General features: G+C 69.0%; 25 protein-coding genes. 12 read left to right on the forward strand and 13 right to left on the reverse strand.

Features of this window, described 5'->3' with window-relative positions:
• Positions 1-6: 6 nt before the first annotated feature.
• The gene (locus OG978_RS26105; protein WP_326767533.1) at positions 7-1,674 is read right to left on the reverse strand and encodes a fumarate hydratase; all 1,668 of its coding nucleotides are present in this window, start codon (positions 1,672-1,674) and stop codon (positions 7-9) included.
• A 192-nt stretch (positions 1,675-1,866) separates the two neighbouring features.
• Between OG978_RS26105 and OG978_RS26110 the strand changes: the two genes are divergently transcribed.
• Both OG978_RS26110 and OG978_RS26115 read left to right on the forward strand, forming a co-directional pair.
• Positions 1,867-2,529, forward strand: coding sequence for a DUF1707 SHOCT-like domain-containing protein (locus tag OG978_RS26110; protein WP_326767534.1), 663 nt, complete (start codon positions 1,867-1,869; stop codon positions 2,527-2,529).
• A gap of 162 nt (positions 2,530-2,691) precedes the next feature.
• Positions 2,692-3,075, forward strand: a complete 384-nt coding sequence (locus OG978_RS26115) for a WhiB family transcriptional regulator (RefSeq protein ID WP_326767535.1) — start codon at positions 2,692-2,694, stop codon at positions 3,073-3,075.
• Positions 3,076-3,229: 154 nt separating this feature from the next.
• Here OG978_RS26115 and glpX read toward each other — a convergent pair whose 3' ends face one another.
• Entirely contained in the window at positions 3,230-4,261 is a 1,032-nt protein-coding gene (glpX, locus tag OG978_RS26120) for a class II fructose-bisphosphatase (protein ID WP_124716631.1), read from the reverse strand.
• A 141-nt stretch (positions 4,262-4,402) separates the two neighbouring features.
• On the opposite strand from glpX, the gene OG978_RS26125 reads away from it, so the two are divergent.
• Complete coding sequence (locus OG978_RS26125; protein ID WP_326767536.1) at positions 4,403-4,921, forward strand: DUF4245 domain-containing protein; 519 nt, start codon at positions 4,403-4,405, stop codon at positions 4,919-4,921.
• 96 nt (positions 4,922-5,017) lie between these two features.
• Here OG978_RS26125 and OG978_RS26130 read toward each other — a convergent pair whose 3' ends face one another.
• From OG978_RS26130 to OG978_RS26145, 4 genes are all read right to left on the reverse strand, one after another.
• Positions 5,018-5,608: a malonic semialdehyde reductase gene (locus tag OG978_RS26130; protein ID WP_326767537.1), complete on the reverse strand. Its 591-nt coding sequence runs from the start codon at positions 5,606-5,608 to the stop codon at positions 5,018-5,020.
• Positions 5,609-5,749: 141 nt separating this feature from the next.
• Positions 5,750-6,016, reverse strand: a complete 267-nt coding sequence (locus tag OG978_RS26135) for an exodeoxyribonuclease VII small subunit (protein ID WP_326767538.1) — start codon at positions 6,014-6,016, stop codon at positions 5,750-5,752.
• Between the two features lie 79 nt (positions 6,017-6,095).
• Positions 6,096-7,307 (reverse strand): exodeoxyribonuclease VII large subunit, encoded by a 1,212-nt coding sequence (xseA, locus tag OG978_RS26140; RefSeq protein WP_326767539.1) that lies wholly within the window; start codon positions 7,305-7,307, stop codon positions 6,096-6,098.
• A 99-nt stretch (positions 7,308-7,406) separates the two neighbouring features.
• Entirely contained in the window at positions 7,407-8,771 is a 1,365-nt protein-coding gene (locus OG978_RS26145; RefSeq protein WP_326770166.1) for an APC family permease, read from the reverse strand.
• Positions 8,772-8,890: 119 nt separating this feature from the next.
• Between OG978_RS26145 and OG978_RS26150 the strand changes: the two genes are divergently transcribed.
• The gene (locus tag OG978_RS26150; protein WP_326767540.1) at positions 8,891-9,880 is read left to right on the forward strand and encodes a 4-hydroxy-3-methylbut-2-enyl diphosphate reductase; all 990 of its coding nucleotides are present in this window, start codon (positions 8,891-8,893) and stop codon (positions 9,878-9,880) included.
• A 61-nt stretch (positions 9,881-9,941) separates the two neighbouring features.
• Positions 9,942-10,679: a polyphosphate--glucose phosphotransferase gene (gene ppgK, locus OG978_RS26155; protein ID WP_326767541.1), complete on the forward strand. Its 738-nt coding sequence runs from the start codon at positions 9,942-9,944 to the stop codon at positions 10,677-10,679.
• Positions 10,680-10,707: 28 nt separating this feature from the next.
• Here ppgK and OG978_RS26160 read toward each other — a convergent pair whose 3' ends face one another.
• Positions 10,708-11,307, reverse strand: a complete 600-nt coding sequence (locus OG978_RS26160; RefSeq protein ID WP_442817750.1) for a DUF6542 domain-containing protein — start codon at positions 11,305-11,307, stop codon at positions 10,708-10,710.
• Positions 11,308-11,527: 220 nt separating this feature from the next.
• Here OG978_RS26160 and ychF point away from each other — a divergent pair, with 220 nt between their 5' ends.
• Entirely contained in the window at positions 11,528-12,616 is a 1,089-nt protein-coding gene (gene ychF / locus OG978_RS26165; RefSeq protein ID WP_326767542.1) for a redox-regulated ATPase YchF, read from the forward strand.
• 198 nt (positions 12,617-12,814) lie between these two features.
• On the opposite strand, the gene OG978_RS26170 is transcribed toward ychF, so the two are convergent.
• The 4 genes from OG978_RS26170 to OG978_RS26185 form a co-directional block, all read right to left on the reverse strand.
• Positions 12,815-13,402, reverse strand: a complete 588-nt coding sequence (locus OG978_RS26170; protein WP_326767543.1) for an HAD domain-containing protein — start codon at positions 13,400-13,402, stop codon at positions 12,815-12,817.
• A 15-nt stretch (positions 13,403-13,417) separates the two neighbouring features.
• Complete coding sequence (locus OG978_RS26175) at positions 13,418-14,110, reverse strand: SAM-dependent methyltransferase (RefSeq protein WP_326767544.1); 693 nt, start codon at positions 14,108-14,110, stop codon at positions 13,418-13,420.
• Positions 14,111-15,022 carry an aminoglycoside phosphotransferase family protein gene (locus OG978_RS26180; protein ID WP_326767545.1) on the reverse strand — a complete coding sequence of 304 codons (912 nt, stop codon included), beginning with the start codon at positions 15,020-15,022 and terminating at the stop codon, positions 14,111-14,113. It abuts the gene before it with no gap.
• 77 nt (positions 15,023-15,099) lie between these two features.
• Positions 15,100-15,849 carry a hypothetical protein gene (locus OG978_RS26185; RefSeq protein WP_326767546.1) on the reverse strand — a complete coding sequence of 250 codons (750 nt, stop codon included), beginning with the start codon at positions 15,847-15,849 and terminating at the stop codon, positions 15,100-15,102.
• Between the two features lie 194 nt (positions 15,850-16,043).
• Between OG978_RS26185 and OG978_RS26190 the strand changes: the two genes are divergently transcribed.
• The 6 genes from OG978_RS26190 to OG978_RS26215 all read left to right on the forward strand — a co-directional run bounded on the left by OG978_RS26190 (position 16,044) and on the right by OG978_RS26215 (position 21,421).
• Complete coding sequence (locus OG978_RS26190) at positions 16,044-17,399, forward strand: tetratricopeptide repeat protein (RefSeq protein WP_326767547.1); 1,356 nt, start codon at positions 16,044-16,046, stop codon at positions 17,397-17,399.
• A gap of 1 nt (position 17,400) precedes the next feature.
• The gene (locus OG978_RS26195; protein ID WP_326767548.1) at positions 17,401-17,937 is read left to right on the forward strand and encodes an NUDIX domain-containing protein; all 537 of its coding nucleotides are present in this window, start codon (positions 17,401-17,403) and stop codon (positions 17,935-17,937) included.
• A gap of 352 nt (positions 17,938-18,289) precedes the next feature.
• On the forward strand, positions 18,290-18,697 hold the full coding sequence (locus OG978_RS26200; protein ID WP_326767549.1) for a hypothetical protein: 408 nt from the start codon (positions 18,290-18,292) through the stop codon (positions 18,695-18,697).
• Positions 18,698-18,807: 110 nt separating this feature from the next.
• Positions 18,808-20,091 carry a DUF7224 domain-containing protein gene (locus OG978_RS26205; RefSeq protein WP_326767550.1) on the forward strand — a complete coding sequence of 428 codons (1,284 nt, stop codon included), beginning with the start codon at positions 18,808-18,810 and terminating at the stop codon, positions 20,089-20,091.
• Positions 20,091-20,675, forward strand: coding sequence for a hypothetical protein (locus OG978_RS26210; RefSeq protein WP_326767551.1), 585 nt, complete (start codon positions 20,091-20,093; stop codon positions 20,673-20,675). Before OG978_RS26205 ends, OG978_RS26210 begins: the two co-directional genes overlap by 1 nt.
• The gene (locus OG978_RS26215) at positions 20,672-21,421 is read left to right on the forward strand and encodes an ATP-binding cassette domain-containing protein (RefSeq protein WP_326767552.1); all 750 of its coding nucleotides are present in this window, start codon (positions 20,672-20,674) and stop codon (positions 21,419-21,421) included. The genes OG978_RS26210 and OG978_RS26215 overlap by 4 nt, the downstream gene beginning before the upstream one ends.
• A 273-nt stretch (positions 21,422-21,694) precedes the next feature.
• Here OG978_RS26215 and OG978_RS26220 read toward each other — a convergent pair whose 3' ends face one another.
• Positions 21,695-21,958 carry a type II toxin-antitoxin system RelE family toxin gene (locus tag OG978_RS26220; protein WP_326767553.1) on the reverse strand — a complete coding sequence of 88 codons (264 nt, stop codon included), beginning with the start codon at positions 21,956-21,958 and terminating at the stop codon, positions 21,695-21,697.
• On the reverse strand, positions 21,951-22,220 hold the full coding sequence (locus tag OG978_RS26225) for a type II toxin-antitoxin system Phd/YefM family antitoxin (RefSeq protein WP_326767554.1): 270 nt from the start codon (positions 22,218-22,220) through the stop codon (positions 21,951-21,953). The genes OG978_RS26220 and OG978_RS26225 overlap by 8 nt, the downstream gene beginning before the upstream one ends.
• Positions 22,221-22,364 lie beyond the last annotated feature (144 nt).

Consider the following 22,364-nt stretch of genomic DNA (forward strand, 5'->3'; position numbering starts at 1 on the left):
GGTGCGTCAGGCGAGACCCGGGCCCCGCACCGGAATGCTGGTGAACGTCGGTGCCGGGGCGGGCTCGGTGAAGAAGTCGTTGCCCTTGTCGTCGACGACGATGAACGCGGGGAAGTCCTCGACCTCGATCCGCCAGACGGCTTCCATGCCGAGCTCCTCGTACTCGACGACCTCAACCTTCTTGATGCAGTCCTGCGCGAGCCGGGCCGCCGGGCCGCCGATCGAGCCGAGGTAGAAACCGCCGTGCGCGTCGCACGCGTCGGTGACCTGCTTGGACCGGTTGCCCTTGGCGAGCATCACCTTGGAGCCGCCCGCCGCCTGGAACTGCGCGACGTAGCTGTCCATGCGGCCGGCCGTCGTCGGGCCGAAGGAGCCGGAGGCGTACCCCTCGGGCGTCTTCGCCGGGCCCGCGTAGTAGACCGGGTGGTCCTTCAGGTACTGCGGCATCTCCTCGCCCGCGTCCAGCCGCTCCTTGATCTTGGCGTGCGCGATGTCGCGGGCCACGACCAGCGGGCCGGTCAGCGAGAGCCGGGTCTTGACCGGGTACTTGGTCAGCTCGGCGAGGATGTCGTCCATCGGCCGGTTGAGGTCGATCTTCACGACGTCACCCGCCTCGTCGAGGTGCTCGTCGGTGGTGTCCGGGAGGAAGCGGGCCGGGTCCTTCTCCAGCTGCTCCAGGAAGACGCCCTCGGCGGTGATCTTCGCGGTGGCCTGGCGGTCCGCCGAGCAGGACACGGCGATCGCCACGGGCAGCGAGGCGCCGTGGCGGGGGAGGCGGACGACGCGCACGTCGTGGCAGAAGTACTTGCCGCCGAACTGGGCGCCGATGCCGATCTTCTGCGTCAGCTCGAAGACCTTCTCCTCCAGCTCCTTGTCCCGGAAGCCGTGGCCGGTGGGGGAGCCCTCGGCGGGCAGCTCGTCCAGGTAGTGCGCGGAGGCGTACTTCGCGGTCTTGAGCGCGAACTCGGCCGACGTACCGCCGACGACGATCGCCAGGTGGTACGGCGGGCAGGCGGCCGTGCCCAGCGAACGGATCTTCTCCTCCAGGAACTTCATCATGGAGGCCTCGTTCAGCACGGCCTTCGTCTCCTGGAAGAGGAACGACTTGTTGGCCGAGCCGCCGCCCTTCGCCATGAAGAGGAACTTGTACGTGCCGCCGTCGGTGGCGTACAGCTCGATCTGGGCGGGCAGGTTCGAGCCGGTGTTCTTCTCCTCCCACATGGTGAGCGGAGCCATCTGCGAATAGCGGAGGTTGAGCTTGGTGTAGGCGTCGAAAATGCCGTGCGACAGCGCCTCCTCGTCACCGCCCTCGGTGAGCACGTTCTGCCCGCGCTTGCCCATGACGATCGCGGTGCCGGTGTCCTGGCACATCGGCAGCACACCGGCCGCGGCGATGTTCGCGTTCTTCAGCAGGTCGAGCGCGACGAACTTGTCGTTGGACGACGCCTCGGGGTCGTCCACGATCCGCCGCAGCTGCGCCAGGTGGGCGGGGCGCAGATAGTGCGAAATGTCGTGCATGGCCTCGGCGGCCAGGGTGCGCAGCGCCTGAGGAGCGACCTTGAGGAACGTACGACCGTCGGCCTCGAAGGTGGAGACACCCTCGGAGGTCACCAGACGGTACGGCGTGGTGTCCTCTCCCAGGGGGAGCAGATCGGAGTACGCAAACTCTGGCATTACGGCCATTCCTCACTCGGCAGACAGCGGCTGACCTCCCTTGGGCAGCGCACCCACCAGGGTAGAACCCCGGTCGGGTACCGAAGCTGTGAGGTAAGGCTCAGTTCGACCGCCCAGGGGCAGGGACGGTCGACACGGCGGGGGCGGAGCAAGGGCTAGTCGCGATCTATCGCGTTTGGGTACGCTGGGTCGGTGGACCTCGAAAAGCAGCCTCAGCAGCCAGTGGCCCCGGTGGAACCGGCCGGTATCCGCGCCTCCGACGCGGACCGCGACCGGATCGCGGACATCCTGCGGGAAGCCATGGCCGAGGGCCGGCTCACCGCCGACGAGCACGCCGAGCGGGTCGACGCGGTATACCGCGCCAAGACGGTCGGTGAGCTGGAACCGCTGGTACGGGACCTGCCCGCCCCGGCGGGTGCCGCCCGCTCGGCCGCCGCACCCGGCGCCTACGGCCACGAGAGCCCCACGGGCCCCGCCGACAACCTGGTGGCGATCTTCAGCAGCTCGACCCGCAAGGGCCGCTGGCGGGTCGGCAGCCGTACGAACGCCTTCGCGCTCTTCGGCAGCGTGGAGGTCGATCTGACCGAGGCGCTTTTCGGTCAGAGACTCACGGTCATCAACGCGACGTCCATCTTCGGGAGTGTCGACGTCAAGGTCCCCGAGAACATCTCGCTGCGCGGCAGCGGCACGGGTGTCTTCGGCAATTTCGAAGTCGCCACACTGGAATCCGCTGACCCCGAAGCACCGGTGGTAGTCGTCAACGGCTATTCCGTGTTCGGCAGCGTCGAGGCGAAGCCCAAGCGCGGGAAGTTCATCGCGGATCTCCAGGACCGGCTGCGCAAATACCTCGGATAGGAACGGCGCACTCCACCGGACTCTTCGAGAACAAGCCAAATTCCTGGTCGACCGCAATTCCGCACCCCGGAACCGAGGGCCACTCAGTGCATGGGCGTGCGCACAGCGGGTAGGGAATGTTGCATCGTCTCTCGCTCGCGAAGCCGTCGTCAGGAGTAGACCGTGCTGCAACTGCCGCATCAGCCCCTGCAGGTCGCCGCCGTCCCTCCCCAGCGCGCCCCCGCGCGGGAGGACCAGGCCGGCCCCTGGCATTCGGAGGCGGTGTGCCGCCGGGACGAAGCCGGGCTGTTCTTCGCCCCGTCGAAGGAGCCGACTGCTGCCAGACTCGCGCGCGAGGAGTCCGCGAAGCGGGTCTGCGCGCGCTGCCCGGTGATGATCGAATGCCAGGAACACGCGCTCATACAGCCGGAGCCGTACGGGGTGTGGGGCGGGTTAACCGCCGCCGAACGCCGTGTGGTGCTCGCCCGTCGCAGACGGCGCGAGATGGAGCGCAAGGCCTCGTCCGCGGCCTCCGGCGCGACGGGCCGCATCGCCGCGGCGGGCTGACCGGCCTCGGTCGGTCCGGGTCCGGGCCCGGGTCGGTACGGCCCGCATCCGCGCGCACTGCCTCGTCGACGGCTACGCGAAGAGGCGCCCCCACCGCACATGGGGGGCGCCTCTTCGCGTGCTGCTTGCGGAGCCGCTTCTTCGGCTTCCGGACCTACTTCGCGCGGTCGAAGTCGATCGCGCTGTAGGCGCGCAGCTTCGAGAGCCGGTGCGTGGAATCGATCTTCCGGATGGTGCCGGACTTGGACCGCATGACGATCGACTCGGTGGTCGCCGTCTCCGCGCGGTACCGCACGCCGCGCATCAGCTCACCGTCCGTGATGCCGGTCGCGACGAAGAACACGTTGTCGCCGCTGACCAGGTCGTCGGTGGACAGCACCCGGTCCAGGTCGTGCCCGGCGTCCAGCGCGCGCTGCCGCTCGGCCTCGTCCTTGGGCCAGAGCTTGCCCTGGATGACACCGCCGAGGCACTTTATGGCGCAGGCCGAGATGATGCCCTCGGGGGTGCCGCCGATGCCCATCAGCAGGTCGACGCCGGTCCCTTCGCGGGCGGCCATGATGGAGCCGGCGACATCGCCGTCGGAGATGAATTTGATCCGGGCGCCGGTCTCGCGGATCTCCTTGACGATGCCCTCGTGGCGCGGGCGGTCGAGGACCACGACGGTGACGTCCTCGGGGGCGGAGTTCTTCGCCTTCGCGACACGGCGGATGTTCACCGAGACGGGGGCGTTGATGTCGACGAAGTCGGCGGCCTCGGGGCCGGTGACCAGCTTGTCCATGTAGAAGACGGCCGACGGGTCGAACATGGCGCCGCGGTCCGCGGCGGCCAGCACGGCGATCGCGTTCGGCATGCCCTTGGCGTTCAGGGTCGTGCCGTCGATCGGGTCCACGGCGATGTCGACCTCGGGGCCGGTGCCGTCGCCGACGCGCTCGCCGTTGAACAGCATGGGGGCTTCGTCCTTCTCGCCCTCGCCGATGACGACGACGCCGTTCATCGAGACGGTGGAGACGAGGGTCCGCATGGCCTTCACGGCGGCGCCGTCGGCGCCGATCTTGTCGCCGCGGCCCACCCAGCGCCCCGCCGCCATGGCGGCGGCCTCGGTGACCCGGACCAGCTCCAGGGCGAGGTTGCGGTCGGGGGCCTCGGGGGAGACCTCGAGCTGAGACGGCAGATGATGCTCGGACATCGGAGCGCACCTTTCTGTACGGCGACGACCGGAAGAGGGTGCTGCGACTCTATCGTCAGGTCGACAAAATGAGCAGACCGGGTCACTTATGAGCGGCTGCCCCCGGGTCGGGCCCATCGGGCCTAATGCGACCATGGACCCGTGGCTAGCAAGCGAGGCAAGCAGACGGTGCGGGACATGTTCCTGTCGATGGCGGTCGTCTCCGCTGCGGCAGGGGTTGTTTACATCTTCGTTCCGCACGACGAGAACGCCAACCCGGTCAAGGCGGTCGACTACCGGGTGGAGCTCCTGACGGCCCGGCGCGCGGCGCCGTACCCCGTGGCCGCCCCCGACGGACTGACCGAGAAGTGGAAGCCGACCTCGGTCAGCTACGACCGCAAGGCGGGCGACAGCTGGCACCTGGGCTTCCTCGACCCGGAGGGCAAGTACGTCGCGGTGGAGCAGTCCACGTCCCCGGCGAAGAAGTACGTCACCGAGGTCAGCCGGGACGCCAGGGACACCGGGCGTACGCGGCAGGTCGCGGGCGAGACCTGGCAGCACTGGGAGGGTTCGAAGTACGACGCCCTCGTGCGCCACGACAAGGGCTCGACCACGGTGGTCACGGGTTCCGCCTCGCCGGAGCGGCTCGCGGAGATGGCCGCGGCGCTCAAGTCGTCCTGACGCCGCCGAGACGTACGGAGAAGGCCCTGGAGCACCGAGTGCTCCAGGGCCTTCTCCGTGTACGCGGTACGCGGTACGCCGTACGCGCGGCGACGGTCAGACGGTCGTGATGACCTCGTCGTAGGCGAGGCGCGGCAGACGCGGGAACCAGGCGTCCTCGCCCGGCTTGCCGATGTTGACGACCATCAGCACGTTGTGGTCGCCGTCCAGGAACTCCTTCTCGATGCCCGCGGCGTCGTAGCCGGTCATCGGGCCCGCGGCCAGGCCGGCGGCGCGGACGCCGATGATGAAGTAGGCGGCCTGCAGCGCGCCGTTCAGTGCGGCGGTCGACTCGCGGACCGGGCGCTCGGAGAAGAACGTGTCCTTGGCCTGCGGGAAGTGCGGCATCAGGGCCGGGAGCTCCTCGTGGAACTCGTTGTCGGTGGCCAGGATCGCGACCAGCGGGGCGGTCGAGGTCTTCGGCTGGTTGCCCTCGGCCATGTGCTTCACGAGGCGCGCGCGGGCGTCGTCGGAGCGGACCAGGATGACGCGCAGCGGCGACTGGTTGAACGCGGTGGGTCCGTACTTGATCAGGTCGTAGATCGCCTGGACCTGCTCCTCGGTCACCGGCTCGTCGGAGAAGGTGTTGGCGCTGCGGGCCTCACGGAAGAGGAGGTCCTGGGCGGCGGGGTCAAGAGCGAGGGGCATCGTGCGTATTACCTTCCGGACGTACACGTGGATCGAGCGACGCGGACCACGGTAACGGAGAGGTAGGTTAATGTTCAACTAAAACTGGAGTGGGTGATCCGTTCCACAGCGATCCCCCACAGCGATCCCCCCACAGCGGTCTCAGCCGTTGTCGGCTGCCGTGCCGCTGCCGCTCTCCTCGGGGTCGGCCGGGCCCGCCAGGGCCGCGTCCAGCCGGGCGCGCGCGCCTTCCAGCCAGTGCCGGCACACCTTCGCCAGCTCCTCGCCCCGCTCCCAGAGCGCGAGGGACTCCTCCAGTGTCGTACCGCCCGCCTCCAGGCGGCGCACCACCTCGATCAGCTCGTCGCGGGCCTGCTCGTAGCCGAGCGTGCCCGTGGCACCAGCCGCCGTAGTCGCGTCGTCCGTCATGCGTCCCACCCTACGTTCCGGCCCACCGGGGGCCTGTGACCTCGTCCGTCCATACCTGCGGGTGCGTCCTCGGGGGCGATCACTCGCTGACCCGTACGGCGAACTCGCCCCCCGAAACCCGCGCCCGGAGTACATCACCCGGCGCCCCCGCATCCTCGGGAGCCCGCACGACATGGCCGTCCGCCCGCTGCAGCACCGCGTACCCGCGCTCCAGCGTCGCCGCCGGCGACAACGCGACCACCCGCGCCCGGGTGTGGGCGAGCTCCGAGTCCGCCCGGTCCAGCAGATGACCCAGCACCCGCCGGCTCCGCCCGACCAGCGCGTCGATCTCCGACGCGCGCTCGTCCACCATCCGCTGGGGACGCTCCATCGACGGCCGGCCCAGGGCGTGCGCCAGCCCCCGCTCCTCCCGGTCCAGCAGTCCCCGTACCGTCCGCAGCGCACGGTCGCGCAGCTGCCGCACCCGGTCCAGCTCCTCGCCCACGTCCGGCACGATCTTCTTCGCTGCGTCCGTCGGCGTGGAGGCGCGCAGGTCCGCGACCAGGTCGAGCAGCGGGGAGTCCGGCTCATGGCCGATCGCCGACACCACCGGCGTACGGCACGCGGCCACCGTCCGGATCAGCTGCTCGTCCGAGAACGGCAGCAGGTCCTCCACACTGCCGCCGCCGCGCGCCACGACGATCACGTCGACGTCCGGCAGGTCGTCCAGCTCCTTCACCGCCTGGACCACCTGATTCACCGCGTGCACACCCTGCACCGCCGCGTTGCGCACCTCGAAGCGCACCGCGGGCCACCGTCGCCGGGCGTTCTCCAGCACATCGCGCTCGGCCGCCGACGCCCGCCCGCAGACCAGGCCGATCAGCTGCGGCAGGAACGGCAGCGGCTTCTTCCGGTCGAGCGCGAAGAGCCCCTCCGAGGCCAGCGACTTCTTCAGCTGTTCCAGGCGGACCAGCAGCTCTCCGATGCCGACCGGCCGTATCTCCGTGGCCCGCAGGGACAGCTGCCCGCGCGGCGCGTACCACTCCGGCTTGGCCAGGACGACAACCCGCGCCCCCTCCGTCACCACATCCGCGATGCGGTCGAAGACCTGCCGGAAGCACGTCACGCTCACCGAGATGTCCTGCGACGGGTCGCGCAGCGTCAGGAACACCACCCCGGCGCCCGGCCGCCGCGACAGCTGGGTGATCTGTCCCTCGACCCAGACCGCCCCGAGCCGGTCGATCCAGCCCCCGATGAGCCGCGACACATCACCTACGGGCAGCGGAGCTTCCGCGGACGTTTGGAGAGCCATGCGAGCGAGCGTATCCGCCCCCACCGACAATCGGGCGGCTACGAGAACGGCCACTCCGGCCAGGGCTGCCGCCTCAGGCCGTCCGCCGCCCTCGCCGCCTCAGGCCGTCCGCCGCCCCCACTGCAACGCCAGCACCACCAGCCCCACCCCGAACCAGCACACCCCGACCACCTGGGCGGTCCAGTTCGCCTCCACGATCACCGCGATCAGCACCCCCGCACCCACCACCGGCACCAGCACATGCCGCCACCAGCTCGGCGGACCCGCCATCCGGCGCACGGCGAACCAGCCGACCACCGACGCGTGCAGCAGCACGAAGGCCGTCAGCGCGCCGATGTCGACGACCGACACCAGATGGTCGAGCCCGTCGTCCCGCCGGGCCGCCCACACCGCGGCGACCAGCGTCACCGTCGCGGCCAGCAGAATCGCGATCCGCGGCACCCCGGACCCCGGGTCGACCCGGGCGAGCACCGAGGGCAGCCGCCGTTCCCTGGCCATCGCGAAGAGCAGCCGTCCCGCGGCGGCCTGCCCGGCCAGTGCCGCGAAGGCCGCCCCGATCGCCTTGCTGACCGCCACCAGATCGTGCAGCCAGCTCCCGACCGCCGAGTCCACCGTGTCGTAGAACGCCGACCCCTGCGCGGCCGGATCGGCGGCCAGCTCCGCCGACGTCATCGGTTCGAGCAGCGCCGCCAGATACGCCTGCGCCACGAACAGCACACCCGCGAGCGCCAGACAGAACAGCAGCGCCCGCGCCACCTTCTCCGAACCCCCCGTCACCTCCTCCGCGAACGAGGCGATCGCGTCGAAGCCCAGATACGACAGCACGGCCACCGACACCGCCCCCAGCACCGCCGTCGCGGAGAAGCCGGAATCACCGGTGAGCGGAGTCAGCCAGCCGCGCTGCGCCCCGTCCCGTACGAGCACCACCACCGCCGACACCAGGAACACCAGCAGCACCACGATCTCCATCGCGAGCACCGCGAAACCGACCCGGGCGGCGGCCCGCACACCCCAGAGATTGAGCAGCGTGGTGACGACGACGGCGAGCGCCGTCCACACCCACCGCGACACCGACGGCACCAGCGAATTCAGCGCGATCCCGGAGAAGAGATAGGCGACCGCCGGGATCAGCAGATAGTCGAGCATCGCCATCCACCCGGCGATGAACCCCGGCCCCTCCCCGAGCCCCTTGCGCGCGTACGCGAAGACCGAACCCGCCAGCGGGGCGACCCGCACCATCTGGGCGTAGCTGAACGCCGTGAACGCCATCACCACGGTCGCCGCGACATAGACCAGCGCGACGGCGCCGTCGGACTTCGCGTCGAGCGTGCCGAACACACCGACGGGCGCCATCGGCGCGATGAACAGCAGCCCGTAGACCACCAGATCCCGGAACCCGAGCGTCCGCCGCAGCCTCCCGCCCTCCTGGTGCGCCCCCGTCGCCGCCTCCACGCCCCCGCCCATGCCGCTGCCGCCTCCGCTGCCGCCGCTCTCCGACATGAGCCCTCCCTGGGTCGCGTACGGATCAGTCCCGTCAGTCTCGCCACCAGGCTGATCCTCCGCGCGTTCGACTCGGCCTTACGATGGGTCGCATGACTGCTACGACACCTCGCCGCGTCCTGCTCGCCGCTCCCCGTGGCTACTGCGCGGGGGTGGACCGTGCCGTGATCGCCGTGGAGAAGGCCCTGGAGCAGTACGGCTCCCCGGTGTACGTGCGCCACGAGATCGTTCACAACAAGTACGTCGTACAGACCCTGGAGAAGAAGGGCGCGATCTTCGTCGAGGAGACGGCGGAGGTCCCCGAGGGCTCGATCGTGATGTTCTCCGCGCACGGCGTCGCGCCGACCGTGCACGAGGAGGCGGCCGAGCGGAAGCTCGCCACGATCGACGCGACCTGCCCCCTGGTCACCAAGGTCCACAAGGAAGTCGTCCGCTTCGCACAGGACGACTTCGACATCCTCCTGATCGGCCACGAGGGCCACGAGGAGGTCATCGGCACCTCCGGCGAGGCCCCCGACCACATCACGCTGGTCGACGGCCCCGAGGACGTCGCCGGCGTCGAGGTGCGCGACCCGTCGAAGGTCGTCTGGCTCTCCCAGACCACGCTCTCCGTCGACGAGACGATGGAGACGGTCGGTGCGCTCAAGGAGAAGTTCCCGCTCCTGATCTCGCCGCCCAGCGACGACATCTGCTACGCCACGCAGAACCGCCAGATCGCGGTGAAGCAGATGGGCGCGGACGCCGACCTCGTGATCGTCGTCGGCTCCAAGAACTCCTCCAACTCGGTCCGCCTGGTCGAGGTCGCCCTCGGCGCCGGTGCGAACGACGCCCATCTGGTCGACTTCGCCGAAGAGATCGACGAGGCCTGGCTGGAGGGTGTCTCCACGGTCGGCGTCACCTCCGGGGCGTCGGTTCCCGAGGTGCTGGTCGACGGCGTCCTGGCCTGGCTGTCCGAGCGCGGTTTCGAGGACGTGGAGATCGTGAAGGCGGCCGAGGAGTCCATCACCTTCTCACTGCCCAAGGAGCTCCGCCGCGATCTGCGCGCCGAGGCCGCCGCGCTCTCGGAGAAGTAGCCCTCCGGCATTGGCACGTTCCGGGAAGTGAGCCGGGCCGCCTGCCCGTACCGTGGGTTGCATGCAGATCTTCGGCGTGGACATCGGCGGATCCGGGATCAAGGGCGCTCCCGTGGACCTGGACCGCGGAGACCTGGCGCAGGAGCGCCACAAAGTACTGACGCCGCACCCGGCCACGCCCAAGGACGTGGTCGAGTGCGTGGCCGAGGTCGTCGGCCATTTCGACTGGTCGGGCCCGGTGGGCGTCACCTTCCCCGGCGTCGTCACCGGTGGTGTCACCCGTACCGCGGCCAATGTCGACAAGGGCTGGATCGACACGGACGCCCGAGGACTGCTCGGCGACCGGCTGAGCCTCCCCGTCACCGTGCTGAACGACGCGGACGCGGCCGGCGTCGCGGAGATGACGTTCGGCGCGGGCCGGGGCCGCAAGGGCACCGTGATCGTGCTGACGCTCGGTACGGGGATCGGCAGTGCCCTCTTCATCGACGGCCGGCTCGTCCCCAACACCGAGCTGGGCCACCTGGAGCTGAACGGCAACGACGCGGAGAAGCACGCCTCCACCAAGGCCAAGGAGGACGAGGACCTGAGCTGGCACCACTGGGCGCACCGGGTGCAGAAGTACCTGGCCCATGTGGAGATGCTGTTCTCGCCCGAGCTCTTCATCATCGGCGGCGGGGTCAGCCGCAAGGCCGACAAGTTCCTGCCCCTGATCGAGCACGTACGGGCCGAGATGGTGCCGGCGGAGCTGCAGAACAATGCGGGCATCGTGGGCGCGGCGATGGCGGCCGCGGGCCGCTAGGGGCCTGTCCGGCGGCCCTCTGAGCTGCTCACCGCCGCGGGCGGCGCGGTCCCCGCGAGGAGGGGCGTGCCGTCTGCGCGGCGAGCAGCATGCGGCGCTGCCGCTGACGCATCAGTCGTACCTTCCGTACGGTCGCGATGAGCCCGGCGATGAGCGTTCCGCCGTACAGCCACCCGGCGTGCACGGCGAGCGCGGTGACGACCGCCATGGTCTGGCCGCCGAAGCCGCCCGTGCCACCGGCGATCGGGATGACCCCGATGGCGAACGCGATCGGCACGATGATCGGCGCGGTCACCAGGTCCGCGGGCCGCACCCACAGCGCGGTCAGCGCGCAGACCGGCAGGAACAGCACGCCGAAGACCACCGACGAACCGTCGAGAACCAGCAGGTCGAGGCAGGCCAGTACGAACATGGTGGCGGCGGCGAAGAGCCCGGCCCCGATGCCGGTCAGCCGGGGGTTCGGCAGCCTGCGCAGCGCGAGAACTACGGGCGGCACCGGACGGGAGCGGCCCTCCGGCGCGCTCACCACCCGATAGACGGTCGCGGTCTCCTCGATGGTGCCCTGCGGGGACAGCGGGGCCTGGCGAGACTGCCTGCGCTGCGGGGGACGTGTCCTGTGCTGCTCCACCGGGACAACGTAGGTCGCCGGGCAGGAGGAAACAGGTGCGGGACACGCCCTTTGGGCGACCTAGGGGATGAGTTCGATGCCACACGGCCGAACGGGAACCGGATCGGCACCCGACCGGACCCGTGGGGACCCGGTTGCCCCCGCCCGTAAACTGGAGAATCGGCCCACCTGGGCCCGCAGCGTTCCCGCCCACCTCTTCACTCCTCAGGAAGTCGCCAACGTGTCGCTCACGATCGGAATCGTCGGCCTGCCGAATGTCGGCAAGTCGACCCTGTTCAACGCCCTGACCAAGAACGACGTGCTGGCGGCCAACTACCCGTTCGCCACGATCGAGCCGAACGTCGGCGTCGTAGGCGTCCCGGACGCCCGCCTGAACAAGCTGGCGGAGATCTTCGGCTCCCAGAAGCTGCTCCCGGCCACCGTCGACTTCGTCGACATCGCCGGCATCGTCCGCGGCGCCTCGGAGGGTGAGGGCCTGGGCAACAAGTTCCTCGCGAACATCCGCGAGTCCGACGCGATCTGCCAGGTCATCCGTGCCTTCAAGGACGAGAACGTCGTCCACGTCGACGGCAAGGTCTCGCCCAAGGACGACATCGAGACGATCAACACCGAGCTGATCCTCGCCGACCTCCAGTCCGTCGAGAAGGCCGTCCCGCGCCTCACCAAGGAGTCCCGCCTCCAGAAGGAGAAGGTCGCGGTTCTCGCCGCGGTCGAGGAGGCCCAGAAGATCCTCGAGTCGGGCCAGACCCTCTTCGCCTCGGGCATCACCGCGGGCACCGAGAAGGGCAAGCTCCTCCACGAGCTGCACCTCCTGACCACCAAGCCCTTCCTCTACGTCTTCAACGTCGACGAGGACGAGCTGGTCGACGAGGACTTCAAGAACGAGCAGCGCGCCCTGGTCGCCCCCGCCGAGGCGATCTTCCTCAACGCCAAGATCGAGTCGGAGCTCATCGAGCTCGACGACGACGAGGCCCTGGAGCTCCTCCAGTCCATGGGCCAGGAAGAGCCCGGCCTGGCCACCCTCGGCCGAGTCGGCTTCGACACCCTGGGCCTGCAGACCTACCTCACGGCGGGTCCGAAGGAAGCCCGCGCCTGGACGATCAAGAAGGGCGCCACGGCCCCCGAGGCGGCCGGTGTGATCCACACCGACTTCCAGAAGGGCTTCATCAAGGCGGAGATCGTCTCCTTCGAGGACCTGGTCGAAACGGGCTCGGTCGCCGAGGCCCGCGCGAAGGGCAAGGCCCGCATGGAGGGCAAGGACTACGTGATGCAGGACGGGGACGTGGTGGAGTTCCGGTTCAACGTGTGAGCGGGTGAAACAACACCGCGTTGGCTGCCTGGTAAACATGCAGGTCAGATGGGGTCGGCTCCTCCGGGAGTCGACCCCATGCTGTTTCCCGTGCTGGGATGGTGCTGGCAGACCTGCCCCCCGTCGCCTCTCATCACCCCAGCTCACCCCTACCGCGCTGGGTTTTCGGTAGCGCTCATATGCTGAGCGGCCGCCGCTTCACAGACGGCTTTGACCAGCCTGGCCTTGATACTCCGTTTCCAGAGATCCCTTTGCCGTGGCCTGTAGCGAGGCCCATTCCTGGACCGCCACGAGGTGTGCCCTCTGAAGTCCGATGTACGGATCCGGCTGGATGAGCAGCGTGGGGTGGCCACGGGCAGTCCGTTCGGAGGCCCAGGCGTGGTCGAGGCCGGTGAAGTCGTCGTCGACCCAGACGACAGCCGATTCACCGAGCCATGGTTCGACATGGTCGCGCTTCCACAGGTAGCCGTTGGGGTGGCTGGTGGTGATCTGGGGGCGGGGGAGGTCGAGGTGGGGAAACTCCGGCAGCCTTAGGAGAGGCCCGGCGACGGTGGCGGCGTCCCTGCGCCAGCTCGTGCACCACACGGGGGCGACGAGATCGCCGGCCAGGAGGTCGGCGAGCAAGGAGCCGTGGGTTGGGTTGAGCCAGATGGGCACAGGGTCGTCGGGGTTGCGGCCCGCGGGCAGAACGCTGTGTCGGATATGCGTGGACGGGGTGCTGCCGTCGGCCGCCGGGAACGGTACGAGGACGCCGTCAATGTCCAGCAGGAGGTAGGGCAGGAGCATCGTTGCCTCCGTCGGTCAGCGTTTGCGGGCGGTGATCAGGAGAGTGGTGGGCCACGCGGCGAGGCCAGGGTGCCGGAGTTCGACGGCCGAGGTGATTCGCAGACCGGTCCGGGAGAGATGGGCGGCCCACCGGCGGGAGTCGAACTCCCAGCGGGCGATGGGCAGCCTGGTGCGGTCGGGCATGGTGACGTAGTCCTCGCGGGGACGGTCGTCTCGCGAAGGATGTCTTCCGGCCCGTGTCGGGTGCGGCACGGAGAAGGCCAGTACGCCGCCTGGCACCAGGCGGCGGGAGATCGCGGTGAGTAGGAGCTCTGGGGCGACCAGCCCGACGGCGCCGAAGACCGAGTAGATCGCGTCGAAGGTCTGGCCGGTGGCCTGAAGGTGGTGCAGGGCGTGGCCGGCGGCGAAGGTTGCGCCGTCGATGTGGCCGTAGTGGGAGCGGGCTCGGCGAATCTGGAGGCCGACCAGGTCCACGCCGGTGACGCGGGCCTGGTGGTGCTTCGCGAGGTGGGCCACGTTGTGGCCGGGGCCGCAGCCCAGCTCCAGGACGCGCTTGCCGCAAAGATCCCGTCCCAGAATCTCAGCTCCGGGACCGACGCCCGCGTGGGTGCTCCATTCCATCCGGGCCGGTGCGGTGAGGGCGTGCGCGGGGGCAGCGGCTATGCGCTGGGCTGCGTGGGCGTACCAGGGGGAAACCTGGGCGAGCACCTAGACCTCCAGGAGTTGGACCACGTCGTTCAGGTGGCGGCGGACGACGGGGATGTACGCGGGATCCTTGGCCGGGTCGTCGATCCAGCGGATGGCCTGCTCCATGAACCACTCCACGGCCCACATGCGGTGCCAGCCCAGGGCCCACGCCTCGGCGGCCAGGCCGCCCCGGGTGGCGAGGGCGTCCTCGTGGCCGCCTGCGGTGACGTACTGCTCCAGGAACACTCGTAGTCGGACGGGGCTCGGCGCGTCGGTGGTGCCGTGGTACGAGGCGAGGTCGATCAGGCCGGGCCCGGTGAAGGCGCGGGCGAAGTCGAGGAGGTGCCAGCCGTTCTCCCCGATGTGGACGCTCGTGGGGTGGAACTCGGAGTGGACCCAGCCGAACGGGTCGAGCGTCGCCCCCTGGACACGGGCCTCGGCCGCGGCGGAGATCTTCCCCAGCGCGGTCTCGATGTCGTCGCAGTCCGTCCAGCGGACGGCCTTCCGCAGCCGCTGGAGGTGATCGAGGGCTCGGCCGGGCAGGGCCGCGAGGCCCGCACCGTCGAGGAGGGGCAGACCGCCCGCCGGGCAGGCGGCGTGGAGCATCACGGCGGCGGCGACGCCGTCGAGGTCGTCGGCCTCCCGTGCGGGAGTGCCGAGGTCGTCCATGAGCATCCCGAGCCACTTGTCCTGCATGGCGGTGGCGTGAAGCGCGGGGACCGGCAGCCCGCGCTGGTGGGCAACCCGCAGGGCCTGGGCCTCGCGGTCGAATGGCTCCTTGGCGTACTTGAAGACGGCCGTGGTGCCGTCGGGGAAGGTGACGCGTTCGACGCCGGACATGCCCCAGACACGGATCTCGGCACGTTCGGGGAGGGGCTTGCCGACGAGGGCGCACAGGTCGTCCAGCAGAGCGGCGGTCAGGCTCTGGTCCATAGGGGTCTCCAGGGGGCTGGTGGGCTCCGGGGCGGGCGAGCGGGTCAGCCCGCCCCGGAGCCGTACTGGGGGTGGGGTTACTCGGCCGCGGTCACGCGGTGGGCATAGACCTGCTCGATCCAGCCCGCCGTGGACTCGGCCAGGTCGTCACGGAAGTTCGCCATCGAGGCACCGTAGGGCGCGACGACCCCGCCGGACTGGTCCGGCACGGACTGGCAGCCGTGCACGAGCCGGCCGCCGAGCGCGGCGTGAGCCTTGATGGACTCGATCCGGCGGTGCTCGTTGAACCAGCCGCCGTGGTAGACCTCGTCCAGCATTCCGCCCGTCTCGTCGTCCAGGTCGAAGACCACGGAGGTGGCGGCGGGGAAGAACCAGCACGGGCCGACGTTGGAGATGTGGCCGTCCAGCTCGACCTTGTTGAGCGCCATCAGCGTGGCCGCCTCGCGCAGCATGCGCAGGTGGTCGGCGGTGATCTGCGGCAGGCCGAGGCCGGCCAGGTGCTCCTCGCGGAAGAGGTACGAGTACACGCCGGACGCCGTCGCCAGCACGCGAGCGGCGTCCGACGTGGACTCGCCGTGGTTCTTGATGAAGTTGAGCGCGAGCTGTTCGACCGCGCTCTCGGTGCTCTCGTCCACGTCGAGGAGCTGGGCCTTCACCAACTCCCAGTCGGCGACGAGCCAGGTGCTGGATTCGAAGCGGAAGAAGTACTCGGCCGGGTCGATGGTGATGCGCCGGCCGTCCACCTGGATGCCGGGCAGGCGGTTCCATCGTGGGTCGAAGGCGTCGGTCAGCTCGACCGTGATGGTCGCGGTGTCGATGGTGGTCACCGTTTCTCCGTCTCTGATCGTCCGGGCCGGGGCATAGGAATGCCCGAGCCCGGTAGGGCGTACGGAACTTGGGGGCCGCCCGGCCCGAGAGTGGGGCGGCTGTCGATAAGTGAACCGCCCGCTACGCAGAGTGGGTACGGTGTGACCGAGGTCAAGCGGTATACGCGGTTTACAGATCTGGAGCGGAGGCGATCGTGCCGGCACCGACCAGCGCCAACTCTCGCCTGCGCAACACGATCAACGCCGCCGGGTGCACGTACGACGAGCTCGCCAAGGACGTACGCCGCATCGCCGCCGAGAACGGCGAACTGCTCCAGACCAACAAGTCGGCCATCTCCCACTGGGTGGGCGGTGCCCGCGCGCCGTACGGCAGGGCGGGCCAGTACGTGGCCGAAGCGCTCTCCCGCCGGTTGGGCCGTGTCGTGACTCAGACGGAGATCGGCTTGGAAAGCCCGGACACCGAGCCGCTGCACATTGGCGACCCGGTCGCCACGGTCACCGACCTCGGCCGCGCGGATGTCGAACGCCGCCGCTTTCTCGCCATCGCCGCCTTCACCACAGCTGGCGTCGCCATGCCGCTCGTCCACGATCACGAAGCCACTTCCCGGATGCTCCGCGCCCGAGCGGGCCGGTCCGTCATCGGCGGTGAGGACATCGACGTCGTACGGCAGATCACGGCGGCCTTCAGCGCCGCGGACGAACGCCTCGGCGGCGGCCATGGCCTGACCACCGTTACCGCCTACCTCGCCGACACGGCAGCACCCATGCTCCGAGGTCGCTTCGCCTGCGAAGACTTACGCAACTCCGCTTTCGGTGCAGTCGCCGAACTCGCCTACCTGGCAGGGTGGAAGCACCACGACCTCGGCCAGGCAGGAGCTGCCCAGCGCTACTACCAGGTCGGATACCAGCTCGCCTGCGAAGCAGATCCCCACGGCCACGCCGCGTGGATGATGCGCGCCCTCGCCCACCAGTCCCTCAGCCTCAAACAGCCCCACCACTGCGTCGACCTCGTCGAAGGCGCCCTCAGCCGCGGCCTCGGCCACGTCGACGGCCAGACCGAAGCGCTGCTCCACATCGCCCACGCCCGTGCCTACGCGGCCGTCGGCGAGAACCCATCGGCCGCACGTGCTCTCCTCGCCGCCGAGGACGCCCTCCTGCGCGAGGATGGTCCGCAGCCGAGCTTCTCCCGGGTCAGCGGCCCCGCGGCCGGCACCGTGGCCAGCCACACCGCCCGCACCCTGACCGACCTCGCCGACCACATCGGCACGGAACAGCAGCACCGCGACGCGCTCACCCGCTGGGACCCGGAGAAGTACAAGCGTGTCCACGCCCTCACCCATGCCGACCTCGGCGACAGCCTCGCCGCCCAGGCTCGCGCCGACGAGGCTGTCGCTGCCTGGACCCAGGCCCTGGTCCTCATGGAAGGCATGACTTCCGACCGCACCCGCAAGGCCATCACCTCGATCCGCAGCACCCTCGCGGTCTACCAGCGCCGCCGCGTCCCCGGCGCCGCCGATCTCGCCCGCCGCGCACGCGAGGCCCTCGCCTAACATGCCCAACAACCCGCCCGACGAAGGGAACACCGTGGCTCAGCAGACCGACGAACGCTCCAAAGCCCTCAATCCGGCGCTCGAGTCGATGGCCTTGCTGGTCGCGGCCGTCATCGTCCATGACAAGGCCACCAACCGCGTCGTACTCCTCCAGCGCAGCGAGAACGCCAAGTTTGCGCAGGGCCTGTGGGACCTCCCCGTCGGCAAGAGCGAACCGGGCGAGCCCATCACCGAGACTGCGGTCCGCGAGCTTTACGAGGAGACGGGCCTCACGGTGAAGCCCGAATCCCTCAAGGTTGCCCACATCATCCACGGCGCCTGGGGCGTCGAGGCCCCCAACGGCTTCCTGACCGTCGTCTTCGCCGCCCACGGATGGACCGGCGAACCCGAAAACCGCGAACCCCGCAAGCACTCCCAGGTCCGCTGGGTCGACGCCGAAGCCATCCCCGAACCCTTCGTCGACACCACCGCCAGTGCCCTCCGCCGCTACCTGAGCGGTGGGCTGGACGTGTCGATCCAGGGCTGGACGACGGCGTGATTCAACCACACATGTCGAGGCTCCCGAGTCCCTCGCACTGGTAGTAGGGGAGCGGCAGAAGCCTCCGCGTCGATTATTTGAACCCGGCATAACAGCAAGTCAGGGAAAGGCGCACCAGAGGCCTATCCCACAGCCGTCCACAACCCGCCCGTCACGCGGTGGTTCCAGGATGCTCTTGGACGCATGAACGCGCCCGCCGACCCCACGGCAATAGACCGGGAGTGGTTGCGTAGTCGGTTTCGTGACACCGGCGCGTTGACGTGTCCCTGGCACCGTGTGAGATCAACCCGCCCTTGATGGGCAGTCAGTGAATTTCCCCTGCTCAACTACCAAAAGAGAAGGTACATTCCGCATGAAGAAGTCACGCATAGCCGTTGTTGGCGGCACGCTCGCGACGTTGGTGCTGACGCTGGCGCCGTCCGCGTACGCCAACTGGAGTAGCAGCATGTCGGGCGTGATGTCCGGCTTCGAGTCCAGTAGATGGGACGACGAGCAGTACTCGGAGATCCGCTTCACCGGCTGTGACCAGGGCTACGCGACGAGCGTGGACGTCAACCTGTGGGAGGACGTCTCCCTCAACTATGACAACTACAAGGGCGACGCCACCTTCACCAACTGCTTCAACAGCAGCACTGCGGTCAGCGCGGGCGAGTGGCACGACCTTCCGGTCAACGACTTCTACTTCAAGCTCGGCAGTATCGGCGGGTCGAACCAGATGTGGGCCCGGGACGTCTATATCGACACCACTGCAGCTGACTAACGGCTTAGTAGCCGATAGCTGACAACTGACGTGCGGCGGCGGGGACTCTCTTCGGAATGGACCCCGCCGCCCGTACGATTTCGCGCCCCACCCCCCACGGAGACCGTCCCTTGAGCCTTCTCGCACGATTGCGCGCCAGCAGCGCGTTCTGGTTCGCACCCTTCGCCATAGCCCTCACCCTCCTCAGCTACTTCTTCGGATCCTCCGGCCCTCGCCCCGGCCACCTCGGCTACGCGCCCACCCTCGTCGCCAACGCGCTGGGCCCCCTGTACACGTTCGCCTACGCCACGGCGATGGCCTTGGGGGTGTGGGAGAGCGGGCGGCTGGCCAAGAGCAAGATCTGGGAGTTGGCGCCGACCCGTTCCCATTACCACATTGCCGCGCAGGCTCTCCTTCCCGTCCTCCTGCTGCCCTGGATGATGCTGGTCCTGCCAGTGGCCGGTGCGCTGGTCGAGACCAGCACTCCCCCCACGCTCGACAGCGTGTATCCCCTGCTGATGGCTATGACCGTCTGCGTGGCCCATGGCGTCATCGGCTTCGGGATCGGCCGCCATGTGCCGCACATGATCGCCGCGCCGGTGGCCGCCGTACTCACCTTCATCGTGGTCGGGTCGACCGTCACCACCGGAGAATGGTGGAAGCGCCATGTCTCCGGCCAGTACCCCGAGATACCCAGGTTTGGTGAAGCGGCCGACCCCGCCACTCTGATACCCCACATCCTCTTTACCGCCGGCATCGCCGCGGCCGTGGCCCTTCTGTGGCTGCCCGTGCGCGTCCTGCTGTTGCGTGTGGTGCTCTCCGGCGCCCTGGCCTTCGCCTCGATGGCGGGCGCCCAGCACATGGTGCGGGGCTGGGGTCCGATCCCGCCCATGCTGATCGGACACGGCACTCTGACCTGTGTGGGAGACGCCCCGAAGGTGTGCATGGCGGAGGGTGCGGCCGACAACATCGACTCGGTGCACCGGTACGCCGAATCCGTACTCCAGGACTACCGGGCGGCCGGGGTGTCGACCCCTGAGATGATCATTGATGCGTCCACGGACGGGAGAAGTCCCCAACCCTCCACCTCAAAGGTCTGGCGAGCCGGCCTGTCGGTGGGGGAACGGCACGGAACCGTGCGGTTCCAGGTGATGCGCTCCGCCCTGCACTACTCATGCGGGCATCCCGATCTCGCCACGGCGCAGACCCTGGGGCTGTGGACCGCCGAGGTGACCGGCGAGGAGGCCGCCAACCGCAAGCGCATGCAGCAGGAGCAGGAGCTGAGCAGCATCACATCTGCGCAGTGGTCCCGGATCCGCGGAGAGGTCGACAGGATTCGGCGCGCGCCTGCCCAGCAGCAGGGCGCCTGGTTCGAACAGAACCTGACCCGCGCATGCAGTAAGGGCGCCAAGTGATGTGGTGGCTCCGAGCCCGACGGGCTCACCTCTTCCTCACCCTGGGCATGGCCGCCTTCCTCGGCCTCGTGTTGCTGATCCAGGACAAGGCCAGCGCGCTGCCGACCTTCGGCTCCAGTGGCTCCGTCACCGTCCGGCTGGTCGTCTTCGTTCCGATCCCGCTGGTGGCGGCCCTGATGATGAGTCTCGAATCGCGCCTCAAGGCGCCGGAGATCAGCGGCATCCGCCGGATCGCACTGCGGGACACGGCACTCGTCGTCGCCGTCGTGACTGTGGCCGTCGCGGCGAGCTTCGCATTGGGAACACTGATCGGTTCACAGGTGGCCCAGTCGGCGGGACGCAATGTCGCCTTCCTGACCGGACTGATGCTGCTGGGCCGCGCCCTGTTCGGCCAGTCCGGTGCGCTGCTTCCGACGGCCTGGCTGATGACCGTGGTGATGGTCGGCTACCGCAGCTCCAACGACCCCTACCCCTGGACCGTTGTGCCCGAGCCCGTAGGCGCCCCGCACGCCGCGGCCGGCGCCGCTCTGATGCTCGCTGTCGGCATCCTCGCCCAGATTCGTACCTCAAGGACGTTCGCATGACTCTGGAACTGACCTCCTGCACCTATGCCTACCGGCGCTGGAGCTCGCCCATCCTGAAGGACTTCAGTTACCGGCTTCCCTCCGGCCTGACGATTCTCCTGGGTCCCAACGGGGCCGGAAAGTCGACGCTGCTGAAGCTGGCCGCCTCCGTCACCCGCCCCCGCTCCGGCACGGTCACTCTCGACAGCCTGGGTTCCCAGACGAAGGCCTACCGCCAGGCGGTCGCGTGGATGCCGCAGGACATCACACCCATGCCGTCCCTGACCGCCCGCTCGTACGTTGCCTATGTCGGCTGGCTCAAGGGCATGAACCGCAGCGACGCCTGGGATCAGGCGGCTCGCGCGCTGGCCCGGGTCGAGCTCTCCGACAAGGCCGATGTCAAGAGCAGCCAGCTCTCGGGCGGCCAGCTGCGCCGCGTGGGCGTGGCTTCGGCTTTGGTGCACGACGCCCGGGTGCTTCTCCTCGATGAGCCCACGGCGGGTATGGACCCCCGTCAGAGGCGGGTCTTCAGGGATGTCCTGAACGGCCTCACCGATGATGTGTCCGTGCTGATGTCCACCCATGACGTTGCCGACCTGGCCGAGGAAGCCGACCATGTCACCGTCCTCGACGGGGGCCGCATCCTGCACTCGGGCGCCACGAGCACGTTCCTGGCGCACTCCCCCGCCGACACCGTCCCGGGACGCGCGGCGGAGGCCGCTTACACCAGCCTGCTTGGCGGCTGTCATAGCACTGCCGTGCTATGACAGCGGCGGCCTTCTGGCCGTGTATTTGCACGTCGGTGGAGGACCCGCCAGTCCGCAGACAGTCCGCAGGACACCCGTAAACGGCCGTCGAAGACCAACGCATGCCAACGGAGAAATCCCTGGTCAGGGCCATGGGCGGGGCTCCGTCGCAGGTCAGGATCAGCCCCCAGACGTTCCGCTTCAACGTCTGATGGACGTGAATAACGGCCTGACCTGCGAGAAGGCAGGTCAGGCCGTTGTGCTGTCCGCAGTAGTCCGCAGAACCTGAAGCGGCTACGTGTCGTAGACCGTGGAGCGGTGTCCGACGTGTACGACCCACACCACTAGTTCCCCGTTGTCGATGGTGTAGCAGACGCGATAGTCGCCGACTCGTAGGCGGCGGCGCTCAGGCTGGGATACAAGTGCCGTGGTGTTGAAGCCGAAAGGGTCGCTCTCCAGCTCTGTCAGTTTGGCCAGGATACGAAGCGCCATGTCGCGAGGGATCTTGCGAAGCTCGGCCTGGGCCTCGGGTCGGAACACCGTGCGGTAGTCACTCACTGCGTGCCAGCGTCTCCCTCATCACGTCCTCGATCGGGACGCCGGCGGCCGGGCTCGCCATGCGTTCGTCGATGATGCGGTTGATCTCGCGCTCTTCCCACTCCTGGTACTTGCGCAGCACCTCGATCGAGACCACGGCGGCGACCTGCTTGCCGCGGCGGGTGATGACAGTGGGCATGTCGTCGCGGTCGGCCCGTTCGACGACTTCGGCCAAGTGGGCGCGTACGTCGCGGATGGACTCTATGGGCAGCAGCTGAGTCATGCCCCAAGGGTACCGAGTGTGCCATGTGTACACAATCTGGGTTGCATGCACTCGTTGGGATGAGCTGCCGATTGGGTGGCTGATTCCGGGACAGGGATCCGGGAGCAGTTCTTTCTATTACCCACGCCGGCGCGGTCCGGGTCT

Source organism: Streptomyces sp. NBC_01591 (assembly GCF_035918155.1).
In the GTDB taxonomy this organism is placed as follows: domain Bacteria; phylum Actinomycetota; class Actinomycetes; order Streptomycetales; family Streptomycetaceae; genus Streptomyces.